Raw genomic sequence first — 14194 nt, forward strand, 5'->3', positions numbered from 1 at the left:
AAAATGAAACACCGAGTATTAAAAATTCATAAAAATGATAATGTTTTAGTCGCATTAAACGATTTAGCTAAAGGCGATGTAATTCATTTCGAACAAGAAGATTTCATCCTTCAAGAAGATATTCCTGCTAAGCATAAGTTTTTTATGCAAAGAATGAAACCTGGAGAGGAAGTTATGATGTATGGTGTGCTAGTAGGCAAAACTCAAAACGAGGTTTTAAAAGGAAGCAGAATGAGTACGACAAATACACATCATGCCGCCGAGCCTTTTGCCTATAGAAACGCAAATTACGATTGGCATGCACCAGATGTTGATCAGTTTTCCAATAGAACCTTTTTAGGTTATCACCGTAGTAACGGAGAAGTAGGAACAGCTAATTATTGGTTATTTATTCCGACAGTTTTTTGTGAAAACAGAAACTTGGACATGATTAAAGAAGCGCTGTATGCAGAACTTGGTTATGCCGTTGGCGATAAGTATAAATCGTATACTCAGCAGTTAATTAAAGCTTATCAAAATGGGGCAAATATTGATGAGGAATTGTTGCTTCCTAGTCAGGAAAACAAACGCAATCGTTTGTTTAACAATGTAGATGGAATTAAATTTTTAAACCATAGTGGTGGTTGTGGTGGTACCCGTCAAGATGCAGAAACCTTAAGTAAATTGCTAGCTGCATACGCCGATCATCCTAATGTTGCAGGCATTACCGTTTTAAGTTTAGGTTGTCAACATTTACAAGTAAGTGATTTTACGTCAGAGCTGAAAAAACGCAATCCATCATTTGATAAACCTTTGTTAGTTTTTGAGCAACAGGGTGCGCAGAGTGAAGAGCAATTAATTAAAGATGCCATACAAGAAACCTTTAAAGGATTAATTGAGATTAATAAAATAGAACGAAAACCAGCACCATTAAGTAAATTGTGTTTAGGCGTAAAGTGTGGAGGTAGCGATGGTTTCAGTGGTATTTCTGCAAATCCGGCTGTTGGTTATTGTGCAGATTTATTAGTTGCACTTGGTGGAAAAGTTTTGTTAGCTGAGTTTCCAGAATTATGTGGGGTAGAACAAGAAATGATAGATCGTTGTGAGAATGAAGAATCTGCTCGTAAGTTTATTCGACTAATGACAGAATATAATGCATTAGCTCATCAAGTTGGTTCTGGTTTTCACATGAATCCATCTCCAGGAAATATAAAAGATGGTTTAATTACCGATGCGATAAAATCTGCAGGTGCAGCTCGTAAAGCTGGTTCATCACCAGTAACAGATGTTTTAGATTATACAGAGCCTGCTACCAAAGCTGGATTAAATTTAGTCTGTACGCCAGGTAACGATGTTGAAGCAACAACAGGGAAAGCTGCAGCAGGAGCAACCCTAATTTTGTTTACCACAGGTTTAGGTACACCAACTGGAAATCCGGTTTGTCCGACTATTAAAGTGGCTACAAATACAGGTTTAGCACAACGAATGAAAGATATTATCGATATCGATGCTGGTGCGATCATTTCGGGAGATAAAACTATCCCAGAAATGGGCGCAGATATTCTTAACTATTGCATTAGCGTTGCTAGTGGCGAAGAAATTCCAAAAGCAGTACAGTTAAATCAAGATGATTTCATTCCTTGGAAAAGAGGAGTTAGTCTTTAATTAGTAAAAAAAACAATAAAATACATGTTTTCATTTCAACAGAAAAAAGCAGTAATTACAGGTGGTGGTAGTGGAATTGGAAAAGCAATTGCACTTGCTTTAGCTCAAAATGGTGCAGAAGTACATATTTTAGAATTAAGTGCAGAAAATGCAGAAAAAACAGTGGCAGAAATTCAAGCTGCTGGAAATACAGCTTTTGCTCATAGCTGTAACGTAGCTGTTCAACCAGAAACAGCTGCAGTTTTCGAGAAAATAGGTGCTATTCATGTTTTAGTAAATAATGCTGGAATTGCCCACATCGGCAAGGCTGATACCACCGCGGAAGAAGATTTTGACAAAGTAATGAATGTAAATGTAAAAGGCGTTTACAATTGCATTCGTGCTGCTATTCCGCAACTTCGTAAAAGTGGAGGAGGAGTAATTTTAAATATGGCATCGATAGCTGCATTGGTTGGTTTGGCAGATCGTTTTGCCTACAGCACAGCTAAGGGGGCGGTAAAAGCAATGACCATGAGTGTTGCTAAAGATTACCTCACAGAAAACATTAGATGTAATTCTATCTCTCCAGCACGAGTACATACTCCATTTGTTGATGGTTTCCTAGATAAAAATTACGCAGATAATAAAGAAGAAATGTTTGATAAATTATCTAAATCACAACCTATTGGTCGTATGGCAAAGCCAGAAGAAATTGGTTATTTGGCTTTATATTTATGCAGTGATGAAGCTTCCTTTATTACAGGCTTAGATTATGCCATAGACGGTGGCTTTACCACATTAAACAACTAAAATCAATAATAGAATAATAATTAGTACGAGAATATAAGCATATGAAATTAATCAGATTTGGAGAAATAGGAAAAGAAAAACCAGGTGTAATCATAAATAATGAATACTTTGATGTATCAGATGTAGTAGCAGATTATAACGAGGATTTTTTTAGTGAAGGTGGAATTGAAAAACTGGAGAAAGAAATATCAGGTACGAACCTTAAGAAAGTAGATTCGAATGTGCGTTTAGGTTCTCCATTAGCTAGACCATCAAAATTGCTTTGTGTTGGTTTAAATTACTTAGACCATGCCAAAGAAACCAATGCACCAATACCAACAGAACCTATTTTATTTTTTAAATCTACAACTGCCATTGTTGGTCCAAATGATGATTTAATTATTCCGAAAGGAAGTAGAAAAACAGATTGGGAAGTAGAATTAGCGATTATAATTGGAAAGAAAGCAAGTTACGTTGACGAAGCAAATGCATATGATTACATAGCGGGTTATTGTTTACACAACGATTACAGCGAAAGAGAATTTCAATTAGAGCGCAACGGACAATGGGCAAAAGGTAAAGGATGCGATACTTTTGCACCTTTAGGTCCATACATTGCTACAAAAGATGAAATAGGAGATGTACATCAATTGAACCTATGGTTAACCGTAAATGGCAAAAAACTACAAGACGGTACAACTGCTAACTTAATTTTTAATGTTCCTTTTATTGTGCATTACATCAGTCAGTTTATGACTTTATTACCTGGGGATGTAATTACAACAGGAACTCCTGCTGGTGTAGGTTTAGGTCAAAAACCAGAACCTTGGTATCTTAAGCCTGGTGATGTTGTTGAATTAGGAATAGATGGATTAGGAACTAGTAAACAAACTGCAAAAGCATATACCGTATGAAAAGATATTGTTTTGCCTTAGATTTAGTTAATGATGAAACACTAATTGCTAAATACGAGGAATATCATGCTGCAGTTTGGCCGGAAATCTTAAAGAGCATTACTGATTCTGGAATTGAAATATTAGATATTTATCGTGCTGGTAATCGGTTGTTTATGATTATGGAGGTAAATGATACATTTAGTTTTGAACAAAAGAATGCATCCGATTTAGCAAATCCAAAAGTGCAAGAATGGGAAACCTTAATGTGGAAATATCAGCAAGCATTACCATTTGCAAAACCAGGTGAAAAATGGATAGTAATGGATAAAATTTTCAGTTTATAATGATTGATACCCATGTACATTTCTGGCAATTTGATCCGATAAGAGATGCTTGGATAGCTGATGAAATGGCAATCCTGCGTCATGATTATTTACCAAATACATTAATTACTGAATTAAAAGCTAATCAAGTACAAGGATGTGTAGCGGTGCAAGCAGACCAATCTATAAAAGAAACTGAATTTTTGATTGATTTAGCACAGCAGAATTCGTTTATTAAGGGAATTGTAGGTTGGATAGATCTGAAAAACCCAAATTTGGATGAACAATTAGCAACGTATTCGAAACAATCTATCATTAAAGGTTGGCGTCATATTGTGCAGGCTGAACCAACAGGTTTTTTGTTACAACAAGATTTTATCCAAGGGATTAATAGTTTAAAATCATTTAATTATACCTATGATATTTTGGTTAAGCACCATCAGTTAACAGAAGTAATAGATTTTTTAAACAAAGTAGAAGATCAGCCTTTTATAATCGATCATTGTGCTAAACCAGATCTTAAAAATAAAGAGATCGAAGATTGGACTAAAAATATCCGCATCATTGCAGAACAAAAACATGTTTTTTGTAAATTATCTGGACTGTTAACTGAATGTGATTGGGTAAATTGGGATGAAAAAACAATATTTAACTGTCTGGATGTGATTTTTGAAAGCTTTGGATCAGATCGAATTCTATTTGGAAGCGATTGGCCTGTACTATTATTAGCTTCAAACTATACAAACTGGATTAACCTATTAAAAAAATATACCAAAGATTTTACGGCAGCGCAAAAGCAAGCAATTTTTAATGATAATGCTGTAAAATTCTATAATATCAATTAAAATGAACTTAAATCTAACTCATAAAATAATTATTGTTACTGGTGCTGCTAAAGGAATTGGAGCTGCTATTGTTAAAGTTTTAGCTGCTGAAGGGGCTTTACCTATTATAATTGGCAGAAATGAAGGCGATAATTTGAAATTAGTTGATGAAATAAAAGCTTTAGGTCAGCAAGTTGATTTCGTTACAGCAGAATTAACAAATCCAGAAGCAAGCAAACACGTTGTAGAAACTATAATCAACAGATACGGAAAGATTGATGGATTAATTAATAATGCAGGTGTAAACGATGGAGTGGGATTAGAAAATGGAAGCTATGAAGGTTTTATAGCTTCATTACATAAAAATGTAATTCACTATTATATGTTGGCACATTATGCTTTACCTGCTTTAAAGAAAAGTAAAGGTGTAATTGTAAATATTGGCAGCAAAACAGCAGAAACTGGCCAAGGCGGAACATCAGCTTATGCTGCAGCAAATGGTGCACGTAATGCGTTAACAAGAGAATGGGCAGTAGAATTATTGCCATACGGTATACGTGTTAATGCAGTTATTGTTGCCGAATCATTCACACCACTTTATCAAACTTGGATTAGTACTTTCGATAATCCTGAAGAAAAACTAAAGACAATCACTGATAAAATTCCATACGAAAAAAGAATGACAACGCCTGAAGAAATTGCACAAACTGTTGTATTTTTACTGTCAGACAAATCTAGCCACACTACTGGTCAGTTAATTCATGTAGATGGTGGTTATGTGCATTTAGACAGAGCGATATCCTAATTTTTATTTGAGAATATCTTTCTTCTTTTTAACTAAATAACTAATGACGAAAGGTTTATATGCTATTTTTATTTTGGTTGCTGTTAGTATTTTTTCCTGTAATCAGACAACACCAAAAGATGAAAAAACTACTACAAAAAGTGAACTAGGATCTTGTGAAAGCAATTTACCATCCCGTTTTGGAGAAACCACTTCAGATTTAGCTATAAAACAAGGCAAAGCAGACCACAAAGGAATGGTGTGGATTAAAGGCGGTTCTTTTATAATGGGATCAGCAGATAAGGAAGGTAGAGAAGATGAATTTCCTAGACATAAGGTTGAATTAGATGGTTTTTGGATAGATGCTACTGAAGTTACCAATGCTCAATTTAGAACTTTTGTTAAAGAAACTGGCTACATCACAACTGCCGAACGCAAACCAGATTGGGAAGAAATCAAAAAACAAGTTCCACCTGGCACACCTAAACCCCCTGATAGTGTATTAGTTGCTTCTTCCTTAGTTTTTAGCCCACCAAATCGTGCTGTTAGTTTAAATGATGCTTCACAATGGTGGAGTTGGGAAAAAGGAGCAGATTGGCAACACCCTCAAGGTCCAAAAAGCAATATTATTGGAAAAGATAATTACCCTGTCGTTCAAGTTTCATGGAATGACGCAATGGCCTATTGTAAATGGGCTGGAAAGCGTTTACCAACCGAAGCCGAATGGGAATATGCTGCTCTTGGAGGTTTAAAAGATGTAAGTTACCCATGGGGCAATGAAGATATTGAAAAAGGTAAACCAAAAGCAAATACTTGGCAAGGAAATTTCCCTAATAAAAACACAAATTGGGATGGCTTTTACCGATTAGCTGCAACTAAACAATTTAAACCAAATGGATACGGCTTATTTGATATGGCTGGAAATGTTTGGGAATGGTGTAGTGATTGGTACGATCATGATTATTATGAAACCATAAAAAATACCGTAAGTCATAATCCAACCGGACCAACGAAAAGTAATGACCCAATGGAACCTCTAGTACCAAAAAGAGTAGTTAGAGGTGGATCTTTTATGTGCAACGCGACGTATTGTAAAGGTTATCGTGTAAGTTCAAGAATGAAAACATCTGCAGATACTGGACTTGAGCATACTGGTTTCAGATGTGTAGCAGATTAATAAAACCAATATGAAAAGAATAGCGTTAATTGCCTGCCTCATTTTATTTTTTAGCGCTTTAAAAGCACAAGAAGCTCCTTATCTTAATCCAAGTTTACCCTTAGATTCTCGCGTTCAGGATTTACTAAAGCGAATGACTTTAGAAGAAAAAGCATTACAAATGAATAGTAATGCACCTGCAATAGATCGATTGAAAATGCCAGCTTATAATTGGTGGAATGAAGCTTTGCATGGTGTAGCGAGAGCTGGTTTGGCTACTTCTTTTCCTCAACCTATTGGTTTAGCAGCTACATTTAATGAACGAGGGATTTTTAATATGGGCGTTGCAGTTAGTGATGAAGCCAGAGCAAAACATCATCAATTTGTACGTGAAGGTAATAGAGCAATTTATACAGGGCTAACTTTTTATTCACCAAACGTTAATATTTTTAGAGATCCAAGGTGGGGCAGAGGTCATGAAACTTTTGGTGAAGATCCCTATCTGACAGGAAAATTAGGTGTAGCGTTTGTAAAAAGTATGCAGGGTAATGATCCTACATATTTTAAAACCATTACTACAGCAAAACATTTTGCAGTACACAGTGGTCCAGAACCAAGTAGACATGAGTTTGATGCAAAACCCAATAAAAGAGACCTTTGGGAAACGTATTTACCCGCTTTTAAGATGCTAACGCAAGAAGGTCATGTCTATTCATTCATGTGTGCCTATAACCGTTTATATGGTAAACCATGTTGTAGTGATGCCTTTTTATTAAATGATATTTTACGTAATCAATGGGGATTTAAAGGTTTTGTTGCTACAGATTGTGGCGCACTTTATGACTTTTTCATGTTTCATAAAACTGCAAAAGATAGTGTTGAAGCAGTAGCACAAGCCATTAAAGCTGGTTCAGATAATCAATGTTGGGGCTATGGCGCTGCTGTAATTCCTGCTATTAAACAGGGCCTCTTAAAAGAAAGTGAATTAGATACTGCGGTTGCCCGTTTGTTAAGAGCAAAGTTTAAGCTGGGTATTTTTGATTCTGACGAATTAAATCCTTATTCGAAAATTCCATACAGTGTAGTTAATAATGAGGCACATCAAGCACAAGCTTTGCAGATGGCAAGAGAATCTATTGTGTTGTTAAAGAATAATAAAAACACATTACCATTAAGAAAGAATTTAAAAAATCTTGCGGTTATTGGTCCGAATGCTAATGATGCAGAAGTTTTACTAGGAAATTATAATGGCGACCCTGCACATATTGTTACTCCACTTGAAGGTATTAAAAAAGTATTCCCACATACAAATATAGTCTATGCCAAAGGCTGTAATGTAATCGATACCCCTAAGTATAACTATAAAAGTGATTTTGATGAAGCTTTAGCTACTGCAGCAAAGGCTGAAGTTATTGTGTTTGTGGGTGGGATTTCGCCTAGATTAGAAGGAGAGGAGCTTAAAATAAAAGTGCCAGGTTTTTTAGGTGGAGATAAAACCGATTTGAATTTACCAACTATACAAACTCAATTATTAAAAGAGCTTAAAAAGTTGGGTAAACCGATTGTTTTAGTCTTATTAAATGGAAGTGCACTAGCGATTAATTGGGAACAGGAAAATGTGGATGCGATTATAGAAACCTGGTATGGCGGTGAAAAAGGTGGTGCAGCATTGGCCGATGTATTGAATGGAAATTATAATCCTGCTGGAAGATTGCCCATCACATTTTATAAATCTATTAATGATATTCCTGCTTTTGATAATTATAGTATGGAAGGTAAAACCTATCGTTACGTTACGAAACCTGTACTTTATCCTTTTGGTTATGGTTTAAGTTATACCAATTTTACGTACAGTGATTTAAAATTATCAGCAAATAAATTAGATGCAACTACTCCATTAAAAATTAATCTATCATTAAAAAACACAGGTAATTATGATGGTGATGAAGTTGTACAACTTTATATCAAACAAGAAGGTGTTAGTATGCCTATTAAGGAGTTAAAAGGTTTCAAACGTATCCATCTCAAAAAAGGCGAACAACAAGTTTTGAGCTTTGAATTAAAATCAACAGATATACAACATTATAATCCACAAAGTGATTCAATGCAAATATTACCCGGCAAAGTTCAACTCATCATTGGCGCATCATCTGCTAAAGCAGAGTTAATTGGAAGTTTTGAATTGAAATAAAGATTAATCTATCTTTTCTTGCTTTTTAATCCCAATCGTATACAATACAAAGCCCATAAATAAGAAGAATAATACACCTAATATTTGGTAACCACCATCACCAAACCAGTTGATAAATATAGGTTCGATATTTAATTTGCTTAAATTATCTCTAACAGATGGTATAACCATCAGAATGGCTACAATTACACCTGCAATTGCACCACCAGCCACTAAGCCAGTTGCAAATAAATTTCCTGGAGCAATTTCTTCTTCTTCAACAGATTTGATTTTTTGCTTTTCTCTCCAATTTACTAAACCTTTTATTGCTCCACCAGCGAAAATGGGAAGCGTGGTTGATAAAGGTAAGTAAGCCCCAACTGCAAATGATAAGGCATTAATTCCGCATAATTCTATAGTAATAGCAATAAAAACACCAACTAATACATATTGCCAATCTAAATTAAACGACAGCATTCCCTTAATTAAAGTCGCCATTAAAGTTGCTTGTGGTGCAGCATATGTTTCGGTTCCAATTGCATGATGAATTCCTTGCTTCAACATTTCTGCAGTAGGTGTATCTAATATACGTACGGTAAGACCAATTACTATTGAAGAAACAATAGCGCCAATGAACAATGCAATTTGTTGATATTTTGGAGTCGCTCCAATTAAATAACCTGTTTTTAAATCTTGAGATGTCGCTCCAGCATTTGCAGCAGCAATACAAATCATTCCACCAACTACTAAAGCCATTGGTTCATAAATTTTACCTGTCCAACCAACAGCAATAAAAACTAAGCAAGTGCCCATAATTGTGGCAATCGTCATTCCCGAAATCGGATTATTACTAGACCCAATTAAACCTACAATGCGACTAGAAACCGTAACGAAGAATGCGCCAAATACAACAACTAAAACGCCAATTAGTAATTTATTTAAAATGCTATCACCTGGAATTTGAGGTAGAATAGCCATTAAAAGAATCAGAACTAAACTTCCAATTCCAACTAATTTGATGGATAAATCTCTATCTGTACGTTTGATCACACCACCAGCTTTGCCTTCTTTAATTGAACTCACACTTTCCTTAAAAGAGGAGATAATGGTCGGAATAGTTTTCAATAATGTGATAAAACCACCTGCAGCAACAGCACCAGCACCAATTTGTTTTACAAAGGCTTGGTAAATTGCTCTTGGGTAATCGGCAAAAGTTTGTGTAACTGGATCCCAATTTCCTGCACCACCAGGTTTAGTGATATCTAATAGTAAACCTAGTTTTGTTAATTGCTTTGCTGCAACCAATGGATCTATCAATGTAGCTAATAATGGAATTAATGCTAACCATGCTAAAACACCACCTGCGACTAAAATTCCTGATATTTTAGGGCCAATAATATAACCAACACCCATGTATTCTGGTGTAATTTCTCCACTTACTTGTGCAGATGGTAAAAATTTATTTGCTTGTTTAGTCGCCCAAGTAGGTGCTTCGGCAACTACATGAAATACTTTTTGTAATAAAGCATATACCAACGAAAAGCCTAAGCCCCAAAATGCAGTACGAGCAAAAGTCCCACCTTTTTCACCAGCCTGTAAAACAGAAGCGCATGCCGTACCTTCGGGATATGGTAAATTTTCATGCTCCTTTACAATCAATGATCTCCGTAAAGGAATCATCATCAATGTTCCTAAAATCCCCCCTAAAATAGCTAGGATAAGAATTGTCATGTAATTGAAAAAAGCTTCGCTTGAACTTTGACCTCCAATTCCTGTACTTAAAAATAAAAATCCTGGTAAGGTAAAAACTACCCCTGCTGCAATAAATTCGCCAGCAGAACCCGTAGTTTGTATAATGTTGTTTTCTAAAATGGTCGTCTTAAAGAATTTTTTACCTAATGTAATGGCTAAAACTGCAATTGGTATGGAAGCTGATACCGTTAATCCAGCTTTTAAAGCTAGATAAACAGTAGCTGCACCAAAAATAATTCCAGCAATACAACCTAATAAAATAGATTTGATGGTAAATTCTGCAACATTACTTTCTGCAGGAACAAAGGGTTTAAATTCTTCTTTACTCATTTGATGAAAATTTAAAAATTAAAGTTAATTTTTTTTGATGAGCATACAAGGATTAAAAATGCTTAGTTATATTGCGACGATGAAAAATAAAGCAATTTTTTTAGATAGAGACGGCGTATTAAATCATGAGATTTACGATTACATCTGTAAAGTAGAAGATTTTGAAGTATTAGAATATCAAATTCCACCTTTAAAAAGATTATATGATGAAGGTTATTTGTTGATTATAATTACCAATCAAGGTGGAATTGCTCTAAATAGATATACAGAAGAGATTTTAGCGGAAATGCATTCGATTTTATATAAAAAATTCGAAGCAAAAGGAGCAAAAATTACACACGCATACCATTGCCCACATCATCCCACAGTTTCTGGACCTTGCCAATGTAGAAAACCTCTATCTGGAATGTTGTTAGAAGCTATTGCCACCTATAATATCGACCCTAGTTTATCAGTTATGATTGGTGATAAACCTAGAGATGTTGAAGCTGCGAATGGAGCAGGAGTAAAGGGGATTTTAATTGAACCTGATGAACAGATTGATTATGATAAAGTTAAAAAAGTGCTCAATAGCTAGTTTAAAAAAGGATCAAGCGGCTTAGTATCCTGATATAATTTTTTAAGATGTAAAAAAGCCTTCTGAACACGTTCCGTATTTAGTTTTTCTGAACGAAGGAACGGAAAATACACAGTATTTTGATCGCTATATTTAATTTTTCCATTAGTAGTTTGCTTCACAATTAGCGTTTGCCCAATAAGTGTAATGGGCATTTTGCCAACAGCTTCATTATATGTTGTTGGCGGTGTCCCTAAAGAAGATATATGTAAAGGGTCAAAAATATATTCCAACTGATCAACAAATCCATCGAGAAAATTTCTTGTGTAAGAAAGCACCACTTTATTTTTGTATTTGCTGCTTTCATAAAATGAGGTATTGCTTATTGTGTACTTTCTATCTGCGTTGTAATAGATTTCTAGCTCTTTAGTTTCCGAAAGTCTAGTATTTAAATATTTGATGGTCTCTGATTTATTAAGCTGCTGGCTAAAAGCAGGAAAAGTAAAAAAAAGAAAAAAGACTAAGATTATTCTCATAGTAAAAGGTAATTTAATTGGCAAATGGATCACTTCCTTTTTTTGCAACAGCTAATTTCTTCAATAACAAAAATGCCTGTCGCATACGTTCTTTGTTTAATGGATCAAGTTTTAGATAAGGAATGTAAAAATGCCAATCATTTTTTTCAGTCTGAGTTCCATTTTTTCTGTTGATAATAATTGCAGTATTTCCATTCATTTGCACATCAATCAATTCTGTAGGATTTTGTTCACCGCTATGTGTATAGTACCCAAATCCTTTGATATGTGTTGGATCAAAAATGTATTGTACGTCTTCTACGGTACCATTTTCGTATGTACGTGTAAGATTAATAATGAGTTTTGATTTATCATCACTGCGAACGCCAAATTCTAATTTAGAAAATCGGTAATATGATGGGGTAGAATAAGTCCAACGTAGACCATCACATTCGTTCATCTTTGTTTCAATATAATCAATGGTGCCATCGTAAGATAATTGCGAAAAGCCATTAATCGAAAAAAGGACTAAAAAGGAAAAGAGCATTTTAAATTTCATCTTGGGTGGTTATCTAACAAATATAGAATTTTGAACAAAAGTTATCAAATAGAAAAGCCTCGGCATTGCGAGGCTTTTCTATTTGATTTAATAAAGTTCGTAAATTATTTTCCATTTGCTTTAGCATGATCTGCTAAGAATGTAGCTAAACCGCTATCAGTTAACGGGTGTTTTAATAATGCAGTAATTGCAGCTAAAGGAGCAGTAATTACATCAGCGCCTAATTTTGCACAAGCAACAATATGCAATGGACCGCGAATAGATGCCGCTAAAATTTGAGTTGGATAACCATAATTATCAAATATCAAACGAATATCTTCAATCAATTGCAAACCATCAGTAGAAATATCATCTAAACGACCTAAAAAAGGAGATACATAACTTGCTCCAGCTTTTGCAGCTAATAAAGCTTGTCCTGGAGAGAAAATTAATGTACAGTTCGTTCTAATTCCTTTACTAGAAAAATATTTAATGGCTTTAATACCATCTTTAATCATAGGTACTTTAACCACAATCTTAGGGTTTAAAGCAGCTAATGCTTCACCTTCCTTTACAATACCATCAAAATCTGTGGCAATAACTTCTGCGCTTACATTGTCATCCACTATGTTGCAGATCGCTTTATAGTGAGCAATTACATTTGCATCGCCAGTAATTCCTTCTTTGGCCATTAAACTAGGGTTAGTAGTAACACCATCTAAAACACCTAAATCTTGTGCTTCTTTAATTTGATCAAGATTTGCCGTATCAATAAAAAATTTCATAATTTCTAATTTCCCAGTAGGGAATAATTTAGGTAAGAAGAACCCTGATTAGTTTACACGCCCCTTCAGGGGGTAAGGGGAAAAAAATGGGCAAGCAACTTTTATCGCACCGCTACAACCTTCTACCCTTGCTTCGTTCCCGCCCTGGGGGAGTTCAAAGGGAGCTGATCGTAAAAGACTTGCCCGGCACAAAGGTAGAAAAAGCATGCGTTTTATAAAATAAAACCGTTAAAAAAATGGATTAATTAGTATAATGCTGATTGCGAGCTTGTTATTTTTGCTCATATGTTGCTTTGGTTAGCTTTTAGTTTGCTAGTACCATTGAGGTGTAGGAAGATGACGGGAAGGAATAGCTGTTTTTATATTGAATCTACTTTTTTGTAGACATAAGTGGTCTCGACAGTATAATTGGTGGATCCGTTAGAAGAACTATAAGTATATGAGGTATTATACCTTAATGTGAATTGAGTTTCATCGAAGCTTAGTGGCTCAGTTTCCGGAAATCCAAAATCAACAAGCCCGAATCCGGTAGATCTGTCTCGTAAGACGGAAATACTCACAAATAGTCTCTTTTCGTTATCCTTTAATCCCCAAGTACCATATTCTTCCTTATTATTATAGCAATTATCGACATAACGCACCACACCATTCGCTAGAAACTGTACTCGTGATTTCATGGTACATTCATCCCGTACCTCATCGACTATGATTTCCTGTGTACTTTGATTGGTGGTTTTAGTTTTTCTAGAAAACAAGGACCAAGTGCCGCCCATTAAGATTTCTTCGCGGCTAGGCGGCGTTTCTTCTTTTTTGCAGGCAGTTAATAAAACAAGGAATACGAAAACATAATAGACTTTCTTGATCTGCATAGCTAGAACAGGTTATGAAACAAATTTAAGTCAATTTAGCGAGAAATTAAAAACTACCTAGATCTTATGGCAGATACCCAAAAAAGGCAATTACTTTGGCAATATCAGCTGGGAGATTTCGTGTATTTTACATTAGTAAAAACAGCTTTTAAAGCCTGGTTAATCATTTGTTATGCATAAATAATAAATATCAAATTGCCAAATTGATAAATGATAACGATTTCAGTTGTCAAATTTGTAATTATGTTAGGATTATTTCACTAAAATATATTTTATTCAAAAAA

Annotated in this window: 14 protein-coding genes and 1 other RNA gene; 9 read left to right on the top strand and 6 right to left on the bottom strand. The window is 34.9% G+C overall.

The genetic code is table 11. From position 1 onward, the window contains the following. Positions 1 to 3 precede the first annotated feature (3 nt). Genes ACHMWN_RS13170 through ACHMWN_RS13205 form a run of 8 tightly spaced genes read left to right on the top strand, consistent with a single transcriptional unit; the run spans position 4 to position 8586 of the window. Entirely contained in the window at positions 4 to 1644 is a 1641-nt protein-coding gene (locus tag ACHMWN_RS13170; protein ID WP_397301839.1) for a UxaA family hydrolase, read from the top strand. A 24-nt stretch (positions 1645 to 1668) separates the two neighbouring features. Next, positions 1669 to 2433: an SDR family NAD(P)-dependent oxidoreductase gene (locus ACHMWN_RS13175; RefSeq protein WP_397301842.1), complete on the top strand. Its 765-nt coding sequence runs from the start codon at positions 1669 to 1671 to the stop codon at positions 2431 to 2433. Positions 2434 to 2474: 41 nt separating this feature from the next. Beyond that, positions 2475 to 3326, top strand: a complete 852-nt coding sequence (locus ACHMWN_RS13180) for a fumarylacetoacetate hydrolase family protein (protein WP_397301845.1) — start codon at positions 2475 to 2477, stop codon at positions 3324 to 3326. After that, on the top strand, positions 3323 to 3652 hold the full coding sequence (locus tag ACHMWN_RS13185; protein WP_397301848.1) for an L-rhamnose mutarotase: 330 nt from the start codon (positions 3323 to 3325) through the stop codon (positions 3650 to 3652). The genes ACHMWN_RS13180 and ACHMWN_RS13185 overlap by 4 nt, the downstream gene beginning before the upstream one ends. Then, positions 3652 to 4476: an amidohydrolase family protein gene (locus ACHMWN_RS13190; RefSeq protein WP_397301851.1), complete on the top strand. Its 825-nt coding sequence runs from the start codon at positions 3652 to 3654 to the stop codon at positions 4474 to 4476. Before ACHMWN_RS13185 ends, ACHMWN_RS13190 begins: the two co-directional genes overlap by 1 nt. Position 4477: 1 nt before the next feature. Then, a complete protein-coding gene (locus tag ACHMWN_RS13195) occupies positions 4478 to 5260 on the top strand; it encodes an SDR family oxidoreductase (RefSeq protein ID WP_397301854.1) in 783 nt (260 codons plus the stop codon). Positions 5261 to 5303: 43 nt separating this feature from the next. Continuing rightward, positions 5304 to 6416, top strand: a complete 1113-nt coding sequence (locus tag ACHMWN_RS13200) for a formylglycine-generating enzyme family protein (RefSeq protein WP_397301857.1) — start codon at positions 5304 to 5306, stop codon at positions 6414 to 6416. A gap of 10 nt (positions 6417 to 6426) precedes the next feature. Further along, on the top strand, positions 6427 to 8586 hold the full coding sequence (locus tag ACHMWN_RS13205; protein WP_397301860.1) for a glycoside hydrolase family 3 C-terminal domain-containing protein: 2160 nt from the start codon (positions 6427 to 6429) through the stop codon (positions 8584 to 8586). 3 nt (positions 8587 to 8589) lie between these two features. On the opposite strand, the gene ACHMWN_RS13210 is transcribed toward ACHMWN_RS13205, so the two are convergent. Then, complete coding sequence (locus ACHMWN_RS13210; RefSeq protein ID WP_397301863.1) at positions 8590 to 10647, bottom strand: OPT family oligopeptide transporter; 2058 nt, start codon at positions 10645 to 10647, stop codon at positions 8590 to 8592. A gap of 37 nt (positions 10648 to 10684) precedes the next feature. On the opposite strand from ACHMWN_RS13210, the gene ACHMWN_RS13215 reads away from it, so the two are divergent. After that, the gene (locus tag ACHMWN_RS13215; protein ID WP_397301865.1) at positions 10685 to 11224 is read left to right on the top strand and encodes a D-glycero-alpha-D-manno-heptose-1,7-bisphosphate 7-phosphatase; all 540 of its coding nucleotides are present in this window, start codon (positions 10685 to 10687) and stop codon (positions 11222 to 11224) included. On the opposite strand, the gene ACHMWN_RS13220 is transcribed toward ACHMWN_RS13215, so the two are convergent. The 5 genes from ACHMWN_RS13220 to ACHMWN_RS13240 form a co-directional block, all read right to left on the bottom strand. After that, positions 11221 to 11787, bottom strand: coding sequence for a hypothetical protein (locus ACHMWN_RS13220; protein ID WP_397301868.1), 567 nt, complete (start codon positions 11785 to 11787; stop codon positions 11221 to 11223). The genes ACHMWN_RS13215 and ACHMWN_RS13220 overlap by 4 nt on opposite strands. Next, positions 11753 to 12277 carry a hypothetical protein gene (locus ACHMWN_RS13225; RefSeq protein ID WP_397301870.1) on the bottom strand — a complete coding sequence of 175 codons (525 nt, stop codon included), beginning with the start codon at positions 12275 to 12277 and terminating at the stop codon, positions 11753 to 11755. The genes ACHMWN_RS13220 and ACHMWN_RS13225 overlap by 35 nt, the downstream gene beginning before the upstream one ends. A gap of 104 nt (positions 12278 to 12381) precedes the next feature. Beyond that, positions 12382 to 13041 (bottom strand): fructose-6-phosphate aldolase, encoded by a 660-nt coding sequence (gene fsa, locus ACHMWN_RS13230; RefSeq protein ID WP_397301873.1) that lies wholly within the window; start codon positions 13039 to 13041, stop codon positions 12382 to 12384. Between the two features lie 85 nt (positions 13042 to 13126). Next, positions 13127 to 13226, bottom strand: an RNA gene (gene ffs, locus ACHMWN_RS13235) — signal recognition particle sRNA small type. 174 nt (positions 13227 to 13400) lie between these two features. After that, the gene (locus tag ACHMWN_RS13240; RefSeq protein ID WP_397301875.1) at positions 13401 to 13910 is read right to left on the bottom strand and encodes a hypothetical protein; all 510 of its coding nucleotides are present in this window, start codon (positions 13908 to 13910) and stop codon (positions 13401 to 13403) included. Between the last annotated feature and the right edge of the window lie 284 nt (positions 13911 to 14194).

Source organism: Pedobacter sp. UC225_61 (assembly GCF_044452285.1).
Classification (GTDB): Bacteria; Bacteroidota; Bacteroidia; order Sphingobacteriales; family Sphingobacteriaceae; genus Pedobacter.